Source organism: Streptomyces actuosus (genome assembly GCF_016921115.1).
Classification (GTDB): Bacteria; Actinomycetota; Actinomycetes; order Streptomycetales; family Streptomycetaceae; genus Streptomyces; species Streptomyces actuosus_A.
Genome location: NZ_JAFFZS010000029.1, coordinates 32,991 through 49,011 on the forward strand (window position 1 = coordinate 32,991; position 16,021 = coordinate 49,011).

General features: G+C 72.5%; 14 protein-coding genes. 6 read left to right on the plus strand and 8 right to left on the minus strand.

The window, feature by feature from the left end; translation table 11 throughout:
- Positions 1-449 precede the first annotated feature (449 nt).
- The gene (locus JS756_RS27360) at positions 450-881 is read left to right on the plus strand and encodes a hypothetical protein (protein WP_240204447.1); all 432 of its coding nucleotides are present in this window, start codon (positions 450-452) and stop codon (positions 879-881) included.
- On the opposite strand, the gene JS756_RS27365 is transcribed toward JS756_RS27360, so the two are convergent.
- Positions 839-2,089, minus strand: coding sequence for a peptidoglycan recognition protein family protein (locus JS756_RS27365; protein WP_205385893.1), 1,251 nt, complete (start codon positions 2,087-2,089; stop codon positions 839-841). The genes JS756_RS27360 and JS756_RS27365 overlap by 43 nt on opposite strands.
- Before the next feature lie 1,097 nt (positions 2,090-3,186).
- Here JS756_RS27365 and JS756_RS27370 point away from each other — a divergent pair.
- From JS756_RS27370 to JS756_RS27380, 3 genes are all read left to right on the plus strand, one after another.
- A complete protein-coding gene (locus tag JS756_RS27370; RefSeq protein ID WP_205385894.1) occupies positions 3,187-4,035 on the plus strand; it encodes a 3-hydroxyacyl-CoA dehydrogenase family protein in 849 nt (282 codons plus the stop codon).
- 178 nt (positions 4,036-4,213) lie between these two features.
- Positions 4,214-4,537, plus strand: a complete 324-nt coding sequence (locus JS756_RS27375; RefSeq protein WP_205385895.1) for an STAS domain-containing protein — start codon at positions 4,214-4,216, stop codon at positions 4,535-4,537.
- Positions 4,538-4,771: 234 nt separating this feature from the next.
- Positions 4,772-7,408, plus strand: coding sequence for an ATP-binding protein (locus JS756_RS27380; protein WP_205385896.1), 2,637 nt, complete (start codon positions 4,772-4,774; stop codon positions 7,406-7,408).
- A gap of 106 nt (positions 7,409-7,514) precedes the next feature.
- On the opposite strand, the gene nucS is transcribed toward JS756_RS27380, so the two are convergent.
- On the minus strand, positions 7,515-8,186 hold the full coding sequence (gene nucS / locus JS756_RS27385; protein WP_205385897.1) for an endonuclease NucS: 672 nt from the start codon (positions 8,184-8,186) through the stop codon (positions 7,515-7,517).
- A 307-nt stretch (positions 8,187-8,493) separates the two neighbouring features.
- On the opposite strand from nucS, the gene JS756_RS27390 reads away from it, so the two are divergent.
- Complete coding sequence (locus JS756_RS27390; RefSeq protein WP_205385898.1) at positions 8,494-8,886, plus strand: SCO5389 family protein; 393 nt, start codon at positions 8,494-8,496, stop codon at positions 8,884-8,886.
- 83 nt (positions 8,887-8,969) lie between these two features.
- On the opposite strand, the gene JS756_RS27395 is transcribed toward JS756_RS27390, so the two are convergent.
- Positions 8,970-9,998, minus strand: a complete 1,029-nt coding sequence (locus tag JS756_RS27395; protein ID WP_205385899.1) for an LLM class flavin-dependent oxidoreductase — start codon at positions 9,996-9,998, stop codon at positions 8,970-8,972.
- Positions 9,999-10,230: 232 nt separating this feature from the next.
- On the opposite strand from JS756_RS27395, the gene JS756_RS27400 reads away from it, so the two are divergent.
- Positions 10,231-10,563, plus strand: coding sequence for an Rv1322 family protein (locus JS756_RS27400; protein WP_205385900.1), 333 nt, complete (start codon positions 10,231-10,233; stop codon positions 10,561-10,563).
- A 218-nt stretch (positions 10,564-10,781) separates the two neighbouring features.
- Here the strand turns inward: JS756_RS27400 and JS756_RS27405 are convergent, their stop codons facing one another.
- The 5 genes from JS756_RS27405 to JS756_RS27425 all read right to left on the minus strand — a co-directional run bounded on the left by JS756_RS27405 (position 10,782) and on the right by JS756_RS27425 (position 15,840).
- Positions 10,782-11,654, minus strand: coding sequence for an ABC transporter permease (locus JS756_RS27405; RefSeq protein WP_205385901.1), 873 nt, complete (start codon positions 11,652-11,654; stop codon positions 10,782-10,784).
- On the minus strand, positions 11,651-12,904 hold the full coding sequence (locus tag JS756_RS27410; protein ID WP_205385902.1) for an ABC transporter ATP-binding protein: 1,254 nt from the start codon (positions 12,902-12,904) through the stop codon (positions 11,651-11,653). Before JS756_RS27410 ends, JS756_RS27405 begins: the two co-directional genes overlap by 4 nt.
- A 127-nt stretch (positions 12,905-13,031) precedes the next feature.
- Positions 13,032-13,802: an ABC transporter permease gene (locus tag JS756_RS27415; protein ID WP_205385903.1), complete on the minus strand. Its 771-nt coding sequence runs from the start codon at positions 13,800-13,802 to the stop codon at positions 13,032-13,034.
- 3 nt (positions 13,803-13,805) lie between these two features.
- Positions 13,806-14,756 carry an ABC transporter ATP-binding protein gene (locus JS756_RS27420; RefSeq protein ID WP_205385904.1) on the minus strand — a complete coding sequence of 317 codons (951 nt, stop codon included), beginning with the start codon at positions 14,754-14,756 and terminating at the stop codon, positions 13,806-13,808.
- A 145-nt stretch (positions 14,757-14,901) separates the two neighbouring features.
- Positions 14,902-15,840 carry a coiled-coil domain-containing protein gene (locus JS756_RS27425; RefSeq protein WP_205385905.1) on the minus strand — a complete coding sequence of 313 codons (939 nt, stop codon included), beginning with the start codon at positions 15,838-15,840 and terminating at the stop codon, positions 14,902-14,904.
- Between the last annotated feature and the right edge of the window lie 181 nt (positions 15,841-16,021).

Below are 16,021 nucleotides of genomic sequence, written 5' to 3' on the forward strand. Positions count from 1 at the left end.
TCCGCGAGGGGCGGCGGCCTGATGCGGCGGGCGCTCCGTGGCGGGCGGGCGCCGGAGCGGATGCACCGCCGAAGTCGCCTCCGGCGACGGCGTGTTGGGGTGCCGCGCCACGGCGGAGATGGTCCGGCGGGCGGTCCCGCCGACCCCGGTCGGCGGCGACGCCGGTCCCCGGGCCCGGCCGGGAGGGCCGGCCGCCGCCCCCGGGCGCGGCGGGACCACCGGGTGCTGCCGTTCCGGCCCGGGGCGCGCCCGCGTGCACGGCGGCACCCGGCACGGCGCGGAGCAGGCCCGGGGGCGACGAACGAGCCCGTCGATGGTTGTACGTCTGCCGCGGAGGCTCCCTGTGGCGATCGACACGTCCGGGGCGCGTGACGCTGCGGAGGCGGGGTCCGCTTGATCAAAGGGGGAGCATCCCCTGTTCTCCCGCCGCCGACCGAAGGGGGGAGCCCATGGGTGCAGCAGACGGCCGCATGCCGCGCGCCATGGAGATGCGGGCCTGTGCCGCCGGGTTCGTCGTCCACGTCACGGCCCGGAACCGGTTGCCGCTGGACTACTCCGTGCGCAGCCTGCGCGTCGCCGACTTCCTCGTCGACGGTCTGCGCAAGGGCGGCGCCGACCGCGAGCGGGTCGCCGGCACGCTGCTCGGCCTCGGCGCCTACGTGGGCGAGGTCCTCGTACGGCGGGCGGGAGCGGTGTGGGTGGATCTGGACCCCGACCAGCGCACCTACTTCGGGCAGGCGGTCGGGGTGCGGATGCCCGACGGGCGCGTGTGGAACCCCCTCGGCAAGGTGCTCAACCGCTTCACGACGGGCGAGGCCGAGGAGTCCCTGCACCGGTTCTACCTGACCATGCCCGGACGGGCGCGCAGGGCCGCGGCCTGAGCCCAGGCCGTGCCGGGTGCGCTCTTCGTGGTGCCCGCTGCCACGCCCGCCACCGCGCGGATCGCCGGAAGGGCGTCGTACAGGGTCTGGCCGGGACAGAGGGTCGCGTAGCCGTCGCGGTGGCCGGAGATGGTGTGGAACGTGCCGCGTTCCCCGCTGTCGTACACGCCGGTGTCGCCGCCCGCGGTGAGGGTCACCTGGTCCTGCGGGTCGGCGCCGTCCAGGCCCAGTTTCCAGGCGGCGAGGTCGGCGATGGCCACTTCGGCGGCGGCCGTCGGGGTGCCGCCGTTCTCGTAGTCGCCCAGCAGGGAGACGCCGGAGGAGACGCCGTTGAAGCCGTAGGTGTGGGCGCCGCGCACCCGCTCGCCCGTACCGCCCGCCCGGCCCTCGAAGACGGTGCCGCACTTGTCGACGACGAAGTTGTAGCCGATGTCGTTCCAGCCCAGTTGCTGGACGTGGTAGACGAAGATCGCGCGGATGACGGCCGCGGAGTCGGCGCAGGTGTAGTCGTTGCTGCCGGCGGTGTGGTGGACGAAGACCGCCTGCACCTTGGCGATGTACTGGGGAGCGTTCTTCACCAGGGACTCGTCCGCGCCCCAGCCGGACCGTGCGACGACGGCCGGGGCCTTCGCAGCGGGCTCGCCGCCGGTGGACTCCGTCGGTACACCGGGTGCGGTGGGTGTGGTGGGCACGGTGCCCGGGTCCACCAGGTCCAGACGCAGCCCGACGGGCAGGTCCGCCTCCCCGGTGTCGGCGGTGACGCGGGCCTCGACGGCGTCGGACGGGCCCACCCACCGCGGATCGGACGCGCCGCGGACGTCGGGGGCCCGGTCCTCGGGGTTCTCCGGCGCCGGGGTGTCGAAGTCGAGATCGCGCCAGCCGCTCCACTCGCCCGTCGCGGAGCTGCGTGTGCGGATCTGCGCGGTGCCGTGGAAGGCCCGGGTGTGGTCCTTCCAGGTGACGCCGATCAGGGAGAAGGCCTCGGTGCCGATGCGCGGCAGCGAGCGCCGGGAGGCGCCGGGGCCGGAGAGTTCGATCGTGTGAGCGGTCGGGGGACGCCTCTCCTCGACGGCCTGGGGACGGGCGGGGGAGGCGGCGACGGCCGTGGCGGCCAGTCCTACGGCGGCGGCGACGGCGGTGCCGACGGCCGAGGGGGCCCTGCGCCCGCCGACGTGGGTCCGGCGGGCGCGACATCTGCTCGGGCTCATGCACGTTCCTTCTCGATCGGGGGCGGGGGCGCTGCGAGGGGGACGGGGGTCCCGGAGTCCGGGAACCAGCCGCGGTGAGCGCCACCTGCCCTCAGGTCTGCCCAACGAGTGGACATATGGGGACGTTCAGGGACTACGGTCTCAGAGATGATGATCGGTTCGCGTCCGCCGGAAGGGCGACGATTCCAGGGCGCGCGGGTCCGATGCGGGGTTCGGGATGCGGGACGGTGTATGGGGGTGCCGTGGGCCCGGGGGTTGCGGTGGTGGTCCGGGGTGCGGGGGAGGGTGCCCGAGGGCCGGGCGAAGGGCCAGGGGGCGGTGAGGTGCGGTTCCGCCGTCCCGGGTGAGAGGCCCGAAGGGAAGGGGCCGGCCCTGCGGGCCGGGCGGAAGGGAGGAAGGGAGGGGCTTTGCGGCCGTGTGTGAAGGGTCGGGCGCGTCCGGGACGCTGCCGAGGTCGACCGGTTTCAGCGGACGAGTCCGCTTCGCCGGGCCGTCCGGCGTCCCTGCCGACCGTCCGGCGCGCCCGCAGTCCGGCCGGCGGGGCCCTGCTCCCCGAGGCCCCTGCTCCCCGACGGACCGTCGGCCGCTGCCGCTGCCGCTGCCGCTGCCGCTGCCCGGTGATCGGCCACCGGCTCGGCGGCCCCCGGCCCCCGGCCACCCCGCGCACCGCTGGTCAACCTCGGGCAGTCGGCGTCCCGTTCGCCCCGGTTCGCCCGGACCGTCGGCGCTTCGTGTTCTCCCGTGCACCTGACCGCCCCTCAAGGGTCCGCCCGGCGCGCCGGGCACGGCCGTAGGACGCGTTCCGAGCCCGCCGCGGGCCGCCACGGGCCCCCGCGCGACGGGCGGGGTGAGGGCTCGACCGGGCCTCCGCGCCCGGCCCGCGCCGCGGACGCGGCCGTACGCAAGGCCCTGCCGCTTCGTGAGTCCGCACGGCGGGAGTTGACGTGACCGGCGTCTCACCCGCTGAGACGTGAAACGCGTTACTAACGCCGCCGCAGGGCCCCTCACGGCCGCTAGTGTCCGCCCGAGAGCGCAGGGCGACCGCGGGTCGGCGCGCTCCTTCCTTCGTTCAGCATTCGTCCATCAGGGGAGTGGAAGTGGCACGGAAGCTCGCCGTCATCGGCGCCGGCCTCATGGGTTCCGGCATCGCCCAGGTGTCCGCGCAGGCGGGCTGGGACGTCGTCCTGCGCGATGTCACCGACGAGGCGCTCCGGCGCGGTACCGACGGCATCAAGGCGTCGTACGACAAGTTCGTGAGCAAAGGCAAGCTGGCGGCGCAGGACGCCGAGGCGGCCCTCGGCCGCATCACCGCCACCACCGAACTGGAGGCCGCGGCCGACGCGGACGTCGTCGTCGAGGCCGTCTTCGAGAAGCTCGACGTCAAGCACGAGATCTTCCGCGCGCTCGACAAGCTCGTCAAGGACGACGCCGTCCTCGCCTCCAACACCTCCGCCATCCCCATCACCAAGATCGCGGCGGTCACCGGGCGCCCCGAGCGGGTCGTCGGCGTGCACTTCTTCTCCCCGGTGCCGATGATGCAGCTCGTCGAGCTCGTCCGCGGACACAAGACCAGTGACGAAACCCTCGCCGCCGCCCGCGAGTTCGCCGAGTCCGTCGGCAAGACCTGCATCGTCGTTAATCGCGACGTCGCCGGCTTCGTGACGACCCGTCTCATCTCCGCCCTCGTCGTCGAGGCCACCAAGCTGTACGAGTCGGGCGTCGCGACCGCCGAGGACATCGACCTCGCCTGCAAGCTGGGCTTCGGTCATGCCATGGGGCCGCTGGCCACCGCCGACCTCACGGGTGTCGACATCCTGCTGCACGCCACCGGCAACATCTACACCGAGACCCAGGACGAGAAGTTCGCCCCGCCCGAGCTGATGCGCCGGATGGTTGATGCCGGTGACATCGGACGCAAGAGCGGGCAGGGCTTCTACACGTACTGATCCACCGCGGCACCGGGTCCTGGCCGGGTGCCGAAACGGGCGCCCGCCACACCAGATCACCCTTCGGGGTGAATTCGGTATCGGTTCGCTTACAGGTAGCAACCCGACTGCCGTCGATGCAGTCAGAGGTTGCACAGCCACCGTCATGGAGTACGCCACGCACTCTCGGGGAGCGCATATGCACATCAGGGGCGACCACGCCGAGCTGGTCGTCGGGGGCCGCCTCGACGTCCGCAGCGCGGCGGACGCCCGTACGGTCCTGCACTCGGCCGTCGACGACGGAGTCGGCGACCTGGTGCTGGACCTGTCCGAACTGGACTCCTGGGACGCCACCGGACTCGGGGTGATCATGGGCGTCCACCGGCGGGCCGGCCGCTGCGGACGGCGCCTCGTGCTGCGCGGCGTGCCCCCGCAGATGCAGCGGCTGCTGGTGGCGACGCGGCTGCACCGCATCCTGGCGATCGAGGGCGGCCTCGCCGTGGAGTCCCTCCCCCGCGTGTGACGGCGCACTCCGGCGGCTTCCGGCGAAACGTGCCACGCACCCAATCCTCACGAGACCGTGATGTCTCGGACGGCGCGGTACCCCGGGCTGTCGTAGATACTGAGCGAAGGTTTACGGTTCGACTGCCCGCCGCCCGCAACCCTCGACCGGGCACCGGACCAGAAGCGACAGCGCAGTGTGCAGCAAGGCCGGGAGGGGCTACCGCCACACGACGCTTTTGGGGGCTTGAGACCTATGGACCCGAACAACCGGGGACCCGAGGAGCACGGCCACGACGCCCGGGACACCTCCCGGTCCGGCGACTTCGAGACCGGGGCAGGCCACTCGTCGCGCCCGCGCCCGGCCAGAGACCCCCTCGCACCCGACTTCGCTCCACACACGGCACCTGCGCCCGCCCGCACGGTGCAGCTCGTCTCCGGCGACTTCCAGCTCACCGTCAACCCCGTCGACGGCAGTGAGATAGAGCAGTCCCCGCAGGGGAGCGCCGTGCCGGCCGAGTCCGGCCGGGAACAGGGAACCGAGCGGCCCGGCCGCCCCGAGAAGCTCACCCCGGCGCAGCGCGCCGAGTCCGCCCGCGCCACCAGGCCGCCGGTACCGGCCGGTCCGACCCGGCCGGCGCTCGGGCTGATCGGCCGCCAGGACGAGCGGGAGCACCTGGTGCGGCTGCTCGCCCGGGGGCGTTCCGTCCGCCTGACCGGCCCGGGCGGCTCCGGCCGCACCAGCCTCCTCGACCTCGTCGCCGACGACTGCACCGACCTCGCCCCCGACGGCGTCGTCCGTCTGACCGGCTTCCACCGCACCCCGGGCGAACTGCTGCACGACCTCTTCCACGCCGTGTACCGTGCGCCCCGATACCGCCCGGACCGGGACGAACTGCTCGCCTGTGTGGGCGAGATCGGCGCGGTCGTCGTCGTCGACGACGTCGAGTTCGGCGGCAGCGCGCTGGAGGAACTGCTGGACGCCACCCCCGAGTGCGCCTTCCTGATCTCCGCGACCCCCGACGTCCCCGCCCCGTCCGCCGACTCCGCCGTGGAAGAGGTCACCCTCGACGGTCTCGACCGCGCCGGCGGCATCGAACTCATCGAGCGCTCCCTCGACCGCGTCCTCACCGAGGACGAGTCCAACTGGGCGGGCGACCTGTGGTTCGAGTCCGAGGGGCTGCCGCTGCGCTTCGTCCAGGCCGGAGCCCTGCTGCGCCAGCGCGACCGGCTGCGTGCCGGCGCCGACGCCGTCGACGAGTTCGGCGTCTTCGAGGACGCCCCGCCCACCGACGAGCCCGTCCTGGCCGCCGGCGACGAGGACGACATACCCCTGCCCTCCCTCGGGGAGGCCGCCGCCCCGGCGCCGCTGCTCGCCTCCCGGCTGAGCTCCTCCGCCCGCGCCACCCTGCGGATCGCCGTCGCCCTCGGCGGCGAGGTGCCCCACCAGGCGCACCTGCCCGCGCTGATCGGCGACACCCACGCCGACGCCGCCCTCGGTGAACTCGCCGGCTGTGGGCTGGTCTCACCCGTCGGCCCCCGCTACCGGCTCGCCGCCGGCGTGCCGGCCCAGCTGGAGGCCGCCGACTACGCCGACGACGTCGAGGAGCACGCCCGCAACGCGGCCCGGCACTACGCCTGGTGGACCGGGCACCCCTCGGTCACCCCCGAGCGGGTGTGCGCCGAGGCCGACGCCGTGCTCGCCGCGCTGGGCGTCCTGGTGCCGCTCACCAGGCCGTCGAGCGAGGACGCCGCGGACGACGAGGAGCAGGAGAGCCTCGCCGTACGGCTGGCCCGCACCGCCGCGCCCGCCTTCGCCGCCGGACTGCACTGGGGTGCCTGGGAGCGCGCGCTGCGCTCCGGCACCGAGGCCTCCCGGCTCGCCGGCGAGGTCGCCGAACAGGCCTACTTCCACCACGAGCTGGGCATCCTCGCGCTGTGCGGCGGACAGCTCGACCGGGCCCGCGCCGAACTGGAGGCCTCCATCGGCCTGCGCGGCGCCCTCTCCGACAAGCGCGGCACCGTCTCCGGCCGCCGCGCCCTCGCCCTGGTCGCCGACCGGGCGGGCGACCTGCCCGGTCTGCCGGCCGGGAGCACGGCCGGCGCGACGGCGGGCGAGGAGGTGTCCGACGCCCGGCGCGACGAGTCGGCCTCACCGCCCGGTGGCGTTCCCGCGGCCTTCCCGGCTCTGGCGCGTCCGGGCATCGAGGCATCCCCCCTGGTCACCCACCAGGTCCCCGGCTTTTCACCCGTGCCCAAGGACGGGGGCGGCATCCGGGGTCTGGCCCGGCGCAACCTCGTGGCCGCCGGTGCGGGCGCGCTGCTCGTCGCCGTGCTGGGCACGGTGGTGACGCTCGGCGCCACCTCCAGCAACGACGCCACCACCCCCTCCGAGCAGGTCGGCGTCAACCCGTCGGCCAGCCAGGGCGTGGACGGCGGCAGCCTCGGCGCCGACACCCCGGAGGGCGACGCCGAGGACGGCGACACCGGCTCCGCCACCGCCCGCCCCTCGAACCCGGGCCCCGACGGCACGCTGGGCACGTCCGACGACCCGACGCCGAGCAGCACCGGAAAGGCTCCCCGGCCCAGCGGGACGCGGGGATCCGGCGGCCCCTCCGCCTCGCCGACGACGTCCCCGTCCGCGTCGGTGACGAGCCCCACCACCTCGCCGTCCTCGACGTGGGCGCCGACGTCGCCGACGACCTCGACCGAGACGAGCCCCTCGGGCTCGCCCACGGGAACCGGGGGGAGCCCGACCGGCTCCCCGAGCACCACCCCGGACGCCGCGAGCGGGCTGCCCGCCTCCTCCTCCCCGGTGCAGACGGCCGACTCGGCGAGCGCCCCGCAGACCGGTGAGGCGGGGAGCCCGAGCAGCACCGAGTCGGTGATCTGACCAACCCGCACGCCGCGCACGGCACGAAAAGGCCGGGCCCGCTTCCGCGGACCCGGCCCTGTGCTCCGGGATGCCGTGCCGCACGAGGGCGGGACGAACCGCCTGCTCAGAACAGGCGCAGCTTGTCGTCCACGATGCCGCGCAGCGCGTCGTAGTCCAGGACCTGGCAGCCGATGCCGCGGTCGGTGGCCAGGACGCGGGCCTGCGGCTTGATCTCCTGCGCGGCGAAGACGCCCCGCACCGGTGCCAGATGCGGGTCGCGGTTGAGCAGTTCCAGGTAGCGGGTGAGCTGTTCCACACCGTCGATCTCACCGCGCCGCTTGATCTCCACGGCGACCGTCTGCCCCTCGGCGTCCCGGCACAGGATGTCGACGGGGCCGATGGCGGTCATGTATTCGCGGCGGATCAGGGTGTAGCCCTCGCCGAGCGTCTCGATGCGGTCGGCGAGCAGTTCCTGGAGGTGCGCTTCCACGCCGTCCTTGATCAGGCCGGGATCGACGCCGAGTTCGTGGCTGGAGTCGTGGAGGATCTCCTCCATCGTGATGATGAGCTTCTCGCCCGCCTTGTTGACGACGGTCCAGACACCCGCGTCCTCGCCGGAGCCCTCCTTGAGCGTGCACGGCGGCGACATCCAGTTCAGGGGCTTGTAGGCCCGGTCGTCCGCGTGGACGGAGACGCTGCCGTCCGCCTTCACCAGGATCAGACGGGGGGCGGAGGGGAGGTGGGCGGTGAGCCGGCCCGCGTAGTCGACGGAGCACCGGGCGATGACGAGACGCATGGTCGGCAACGCTACTCGAAGGGCCCACCGTCACGCGATTCGCCCACCCGCCGCCCGCCGGAACCCCGGGCAAAGGCCCTGCGGGCCGTCCCCTTGATCCTGGAAAGCACGCGTTCCGACGTGGCCGATTGTATGCACAACAGCAAGTCTCTTTGTCGGCATTCTCCTGGTGCCGTCACGGTCCGTTGCCTACCGTAGGAACGGGAGGTCGCGATGCATGCACTCAGCGTGTCCGGTGTCTGTGCATGGCGAACTCCCTTTCCCTGTCCGGCAACCCCTGCTGTGCGGGGGTGCGAGAGGAGAACCCATGTCGCTCGACGTCTCACCGGCCCTACTCGAACAGGCCGAGCGAGGCGAGGTCGACGAAGCTGACTTCGTCGACTGCGTCCGGACCTCCCTGCCCTATGCGTGGGAGATGGTCAGCTCCCTGGTGGCACAGCTGAAGGTGGACGGCGGTGAGTTCGCCGACAACCAGACGCCCCCGCCGGACGAGCAGGCGCGCGGTCAGTTGTTGCGTGCGCTCGCGAGTGACGCGATCCGCGGTGCGCTCCAGCGGCACTTCGGTGTGCGACTGGCTTTCCAGAACTGCCACCGCGTGGCGGTGTTCCCGCTGGACGACTCGGTCGACGGGACGCTGGCGCGCTTCACCTCGATCCGCAGCCAGTTGCTCAACCAGTCTCCGGAACTCCGGGACTGCTGAGCAGCGAGCCGCATGCTTGCCGCTCCGTACGCGGGAGGTGCAATCAGTACTGGAGCGGCAAGCCCTCCGTGTGGCGGGGGTGTTCAGCTCAGGTGCGGCAGGACCTCGGCGCCCAGCCGCCGCACGTTCTCCTCCGTCGCCGCGAGGTCTCCCGACCCCTCCACCACGAGGGCGAAGCGGGAGATGCCGGTGCGCTCGCTCGTCGCCGAGAGGCGGTCGGCGCACAACCGGGGGGTGCCCACGGGATGCAGCCCGCAGAGCAGCTCGGTGTACGCCAGCGGGTCGCGCATCATCCGGGCGCGGCCGTCGACCGTGACATGCGCGTCGAGCCCCTGTTTCAGCCAACCCGGCATTGCCTTCGTCAAAGTCTCCACGGCGTCCGTGCGCCGGTCCGCGATCTGGCAGACACCCGCGGAGACGTGCGCCGCCGCGCGGATCTCGTCCTCGGGGCGCCCGGCCTCGCGCGCCCGGTACCGCCACAGCGCGATCATCTCCGCCTTCTCCTCGTCCCCGACGTGCATCCCGAGCAGCATCGGCAGCCCGCGCTCCGCGGCCAGCCGCACGCTCGCCGGGGACGTGCACGCCAGGACCACCTCCGGACCCGCGGTGTCCGTCAGCGACTCCGACGGGCGCGGCACGACGGGGACCTCCCGGAATCGGAACCGCTCGCCGTCGGCCCCCACCGACGGTTCGCCGAGCCACCGCATCAGCAGATCGAGTGATTCGGGGAACCCCTCCTCGTACGCGGACAGGCCCGCGCCGAACACCTCCAGGTCCACCCAGGGCCCGCCGCGTCCGACACCGAGCGAGAACCGCCCGCCGCTCGTCAGATGCAGCAGGGCCGCCTGCTCGCCGACCGCGACCGGGTGCTGGGCCGGCAGCACGGACACCGCCGTGCCGACCCGGATGCGCCGGGTGCGGCCCAGCAGCAGAGCGGCCAGAGTGATCGCCGACGGGCAGGTGCCGTACGGTACGAAATGGTGCTCGGCCAGCCAGACGGCGTCGAGCCCGGCCTCCTCGGCGACCTCGGCGGAGCGGACCGCGCGGTGCAGAGCCTCCCCATGGCCCTGGCCGGGGAACTGGGCCGCCAACACAAAACTTCCAACACGCATGCGCTTTTCCTGCTTCCTGGCTCCGACACGGAGCTCCCCCACCCGGCATAACCGTCCGACACGTGCCGAGGACACGGCCTGACGGAGTAATTTGCCGATTGTCTGGAGAATGCTCCGGGAACGGACTTTCCCGCAGGGGGACTTGTGGGGTTTGGTCCCCTACGCGTACCCGGTGCCGGGCCGCGTACGCTGGATACGGCCCCTGCTCCCCTTCAGCTCCGTGAGGTGTTCCGTGTCCCCGCGCCGCAACCGTCCCAAGGGCTCCGACGGATCGGGCCGGAGCGCCGAGGAGGACCGCTCCGGACGCTACGGCGGCTGGCAGTCCTCGGTGCAGTGGCAGGGCGAGGAATGGAGTGTGCGGCATGTGGCCGGCGCGAGCGCCCAGGGCAAGTCCTACCGGTGCCCCGGCTGCGACCAGCTGATTCCGGACGGCGTCCCGCACGTCGTGGCCTGGCCCGAGCACTCCGGCGTCGACGAACGCCGGCACTGGCACAAGGCGTGCTGGAACGCACGGGACCGCCGCACCACGCGGGTGCAGCGGTCCCGTCAGGCCCCGAGATTCTAGTGCCGCGGCAGGCAACGTTCGCCCCGCCGCGACGCCCGGCACGCTCCCTCGCTGCCCCGAGGGCGCGGGCGGTGCCCCCACCCGCCGCACCGGCCGGAAGGCCGAGTACGCCCAGTACGAGGGCTTCCGGCCGGCACACCGAGAGCACGCACCGGACGCCGCTCCTCAACGGGCGAACGCCGCCTGCCGCGGCACTGGGACACGCCCTGGTCCGTCCCTCAGACGTCCCGCTTCTGCAGCAGCGCGTAGGCACCGGCGAAGGCCACCGCCGTCACCCCGAGGGCGATCCACAGCGGGTCCCAGCCGGACGGGCCTGAATCGGTGAGCGAGTTGGAGTAGAAGACGCTCAGCTGGTTCGGGATCGAGTACTCGAACAGCGCCTGGCGCAGGTCCGACAGCGATTCCGAGAACATGAACAGCGCGATCACCAGCGGGGCCAGCACCAGTCCGATCATGATGGTGATGGCGCCGGCCGAGTGCCGGATGATCGAGCCGACGACGAGCGAGAGCAGCCCCAGCAGGGCGATGTAGAGGGACACCCCGACGGTGCCCTTGAACCACTCCGCACCGGACGGCTCTCGGGCGCCGTCGAGCATGCCCACCTGGGCGACGGCGACGAGCGACGCGGACACCAGCGTCACCACGAAGGCCACCGCGAAGAACACGATCGCCTTCGCGGTGAGCACCCGCCCGCGCGACGGGCAGGCCACCATCGTGGTCCTGATCATGCCCGTGCCGTACTCCGAGGCCGTGGTCAGCACGCCGAGCGTGATGACGCACATGCTGCCCAGCAGCAGCCCGAAGAAGCCGAAGGACAGCGGGTTCTCGCCGTTCAGATCACCGTCGGAGGCGTTGGCGGCGATCGCCGCGCCGGCCAGCAGCCCGATCCCGACGACCAGCAGCACGAACACGCCCAGCGTCCACATCGTGGAGCGCACCGAGCGGATCTTCGTCCACTCGGAGGCGAGAGCATGCCCGAGGTGCGTGCGCACCACGGGGATCGGCGAGGTGTAGCCGGGGTGCGACGGTCCGGCCGCCGCCTGCCAGTTCGGCGGCGCGGCCTGCGGCATGGGGGACTGGGGCGTGCTCATCGGGCGTCCTCGGACTTCGGTTCGGCGGCGGGCTGCGGGGCGGTCTGCGGGGCGGGGGCGGGCGCCCCGCCCGCGGGCGGGGCCGCCGGCGCGGGCGCGGCCGGCTGCTGCGGGGCTGCGGGAGCCTGCGCGTACGGGTTCGGCTGTCCCGCGGCGGGTCCCGCGGGCGACGCGCCCGCCGGCGCGCCGTAGGGGCCCTGCGGCACGGTGGGCGGCTGCCCGCCCGCCTGGGGCGGCGGCGGGGCGTACCAGCCGGGCTGGCCCTGTCCCGGAACCGGCATCGGCGGCTGGGCGCCGGGCGGCAGCGGCTGCTGGAGACCGCTCTTCTGGTCGATCGTCGAGCGGTAGTCGACCGCCCCCTGCGTCATCCGCATGTACGCCTCCTCCAGCGAGGCCTGGTGCGGGGACAGCTCCCACAGCCGTACGCCGGCGTCGTGCGCGATGTCGGAGATCCGGGGCAGCGGCAGACCCATGATGCGCAGGGCGCCGTCCTGCTCCGGCAGCACCCGGCCGCCCGCCTCGGTCAGCGCGGACGACAGCTTCTCCCGCAACTGCGGGTCGCTGTCCGGCGTGCGGACGCGCGCGAAGTCCGCGGAGTTCGCGGAGATGAAGTCCGTGATGCTCATGTCCGCCAGCAGCTGTCCGCGGCCGATGACGATCAGATGGTCGGCGGTCAGCGCCATCTCGCTCATCAGGTGGGAGGAGACGAAGACGGTACGCCCCTCCGCCGCCAGCGCCTTCATCAGGTTCCGCACCCAGAGGATGCCCTCGGGGTCCAGCCCGTTGACCGGCTCGTCGAACAGCAGCACCTGCGGGTCGCCGAGCAGCGCCGCGGCGATGCCCAGGCGCTGCCCCATGCCGAGGGAGAAGCCCTTGGACCGCTTCTTCGCCACGTCCTGCAGGCCGACCACGCCGAGCACCTCGTCCACCCGGCGGGCCGGGATGCCCGAGAGTTGCGCCAGGCTCAGCAGGTGGTTGCGCGCGGACCGCCCGCCGTGCACCGCCTTGGCGTCCAGCAGGGCCCCCACCTGGCGGGGGGCGTTCGGCAGCCGCCGGTAGGGATGGCCGCCGATCGTCACCGTTCCCGCGGTCGGGTTGTCGAGCCCCAGGATCATCCGCATGGTCGTGGACTTGCCCGAGCCGTTGGGGCCCAGGAAGCCGGTGACCGCACCGGGCCGCACCTGGAAGGACAGGTTGTACACAGCGGTCTTGTCGCCGTAGCGCTTGGTCAGGCCGACTGCTTCGATCATGCTCCGCACCCATCGGAAGGATCAGGACAGCGGGGCACACGCCCCCGTAAGGGTTAGGAGGATATCCAGGCGCTGACGGTTCCGCTCAAGAGGAGGTAAAAGCGTGATCCGGCCGATCCCTGCCGCATCACGCGTCCCGCCGCTTCAGCAGCGCGTAGCCGCCGCCGAGCGCCGCGATCACCCACAGCGCCATGATGCCCAGTCCGCCCCAGGGGCCGTACGGGGTGTCGTCGCCCACGGGGGTGACCACCTGCATGATCCGGCTGCCGGCCTGGTCGGGCAGGAAGCGGCCGACCTTCCTGGTGGCGTCGACGTTGCCGAGGATGTTGGAGATCAGGAAGAAGAACGGCATCAGGATGCCGAGGCCGAGCATGGGGGAGCGCAGCATCGCGGCCACGCCCATGGAGAACATCGCGATCAGCGTCATGTAGAGGCCGCCGCCGACGACCGCGCGCAGCACCCCGGTGTCGCCCAGCTGCGCGCGGTGCTCCCCGAGCATGGCCTGCCCGAGGAAGAACGCGGCGAAGCTGGTCGCCATGCCGACGACGAGGGCGAGGCCCGTGGCGACCGCGACCTTGCTGAACAGGAAGGTGCCGCGCTGGGGGACGGCGGCCAGCGAGGTGCGGATCATGCCCGAGCTGTACTCGTTCGAGACGACGAGCACTCCGAACACGATCATCGCGAGCTGGCCGAGAGTCATCCCGGCGAAGCTGATGAAAGTCGGGTCGAAGTCGGACCTGTCCTGCGCGTTCAGCTTGTCGAACTCGTTCGCCGACAGCGCCGAGATCAGCATGCTCAGGGCCAGCGTCACCACGACGGCCAGCGACAGCGTCCACACCGTGGACGCCACCGACCGGATCTTGGTCCACTCGGAACGGATGACCTGGGTCGCCGCCACGGCTCAGTCCCCCTTCTGCCAGTCCGCGCCCCAGGGGCGGGCCGGGGTGTCGGTGTGGGCGTGGTACTCGACCGACTCCGCGGTCAGCTGCATGAACGCTTCCTCGAGGGAGGCCTGCTGCGGGCTCAGCTCGTGCAGCACGATGTGGTGCTGCGCCGCCAGCTCGCCGATCCGCTCGGGCTTGCCGCCGTCGATCTCCAGCACCCCGCTGCCGCTCTCGACGGCCGTGATGCCGGCCTCGTGCAGCACGTCCAGCAGCCGCTCGCGCTGCGGGGTGCGGATGCGCACGTAGGACCGCGAGTTCTGGGCGATGAACCCGGCCATCGAGGTGTCGGCCAGCAGCCTGCCCTGGCCGATGACGACGAGGTGGTCGGCGGTGAGCGCCATCTCGCTCATCAGGTGCGAGGAGACGAACACGGTACGGCCCTGCGCGGCGAGCGACTTCATCAGATGGCGGATCCAGTGGATGCCCTCGGGGTCGAGGCCGTTGACCGGCTCGTCGAACATCAGGATCTGCGGGTCGCCCAGCAGGGCGGCGGCGATGCCGAGCCGCTGCCCCATGCCGTACGAGAAACCCTTGGCCTTCTTGCGGGCGACCGCGGTGAGTCCGACGGCGTCCAGCACTTCGTGCACCCGCCGGGCGGGGATGCCGTTGCTCTGCGCGAGGCACAGCAGATGGTTGTGGGCGCTGCGGCCGCCGTGCACCGCTTTGGCGTCCAGCAGGGCCCCGATGTACTTCAGCGGGTCCGTCAGCCGGTCGTAGTGCCTGCCGTCGATGCGCACGTCGCCGGCGGTGGGCCGGTCGAGCCCCAGCATCATCCGCATCGTCGTGGACTTGCCCGCGCCGTTGGGACCCAGGAAGCCCGTGACCACACCCGGTCTGACGGTGAAGGTGAGGTTGTCGACGGCGAGTTTCCCGCCGTAGCGCTTGGTCAGCCCCTCCAGCTCGATCATGCAGGCCACGCTAGAACGCACCGAAGCCCTCTGCCACCGCTGGGCAGAGGGCTTCGTGCGTTGTTCGTCCGAAACACCCCGATGATGCACCGCAGGTTCGGTGCGCACCGGTTGCCCGTCATGCCGGGCAACCGGACGTCCGGACCTACCGGGACTGCTGCGCCGGAACCCCGCGGGAGATCGGCTCGTCGTCCGTGGCCGGCGCGCCGGCGGCGGCCACCGCGGCACCCGTGAGCGTGGCGAGCATCTCGCGGACGTTCGTCAGCTGGGCGTTGATGGAGTCGCGGCGGTTCGTCAGGGCGGCCAGCTCGCGCTCGGATTCCGAGCGGATGCGGTCGGCCTTGGCGTTGGCGTCGGCCACGATGTCCTCGGCCTGGCGCTGAGCCGTCTCCACCGTCTGGCGGGCGCGGCGCTCGGCGTCGGTGCGCAGCTTCTCGGCCTCCAGCCGCAGCTGCTCCGCGCGGTGCTCGATCTCGGCGAGGCGCTTCTCGGCCTTGGCCTGCCGGGAGGCGAGGTCGCGCTCGGACTGCTCGCGGCGCTTGGCCAGGTTCGTCTCGAAGTCGGCGGCGGCCTGGGCGGCCTTGGCGCGGGTCTCCTCGAAGAGCGCGTCGGCCTCCTCCCGCTTGGACTGCGCGTCCTTCTGCGCCTCGGCGCGCAGCTGGGAGGCCTCGCTCTTCGCCTTCTCGACGATGCGGACGCCCTCGTCCTCCGCCTTGGCCTTGCGGTCCGCGGCGAACGTCTCGGCGTCGTTGCGCACCTGCTGGGCCGCCGACTCGGCGAGCTCACGGTGCTGCTCGGCCGCGCGGCGCGCCTCCTCGCGCAGATCCTTGGCCTCTTCCTCGGCCAGGCGCAGGATCTTCTCGACGCGGGCGCCGAGACCGGCGTAGGACGGTTCGGCGTCGGTGACCGCCGCCTGCGCGTTCTGCGTCTCGAGGTGCAGCTCCTCGATGCGCTTTTCCAGAGCGGTGATGCGGGCGAGAGCGCTGTCACGGTCGGAGACGAGCTTGGAGATCCGTTCGTCCACCTGAGCGCGGTCGTACCCACGCCGCACAAGCTCGAAGCCGTAGGGGGAAGTGTCGCTCATGGGGTTCCTGTCGAAAGAGACCGGTGAGGTGATAGGTGGAATCCTAGGCGCCGAAGCGGTGTGTCATCGAGCGGATGCGTGTTTGATCTGGAGAATGACACCCCTTTTGAGTGGCTAAGCGGCACAGGGCTTGCCAAAGACCGGGACAAAGGTCTCAGAACACACCCGAACCCGTCCGGTT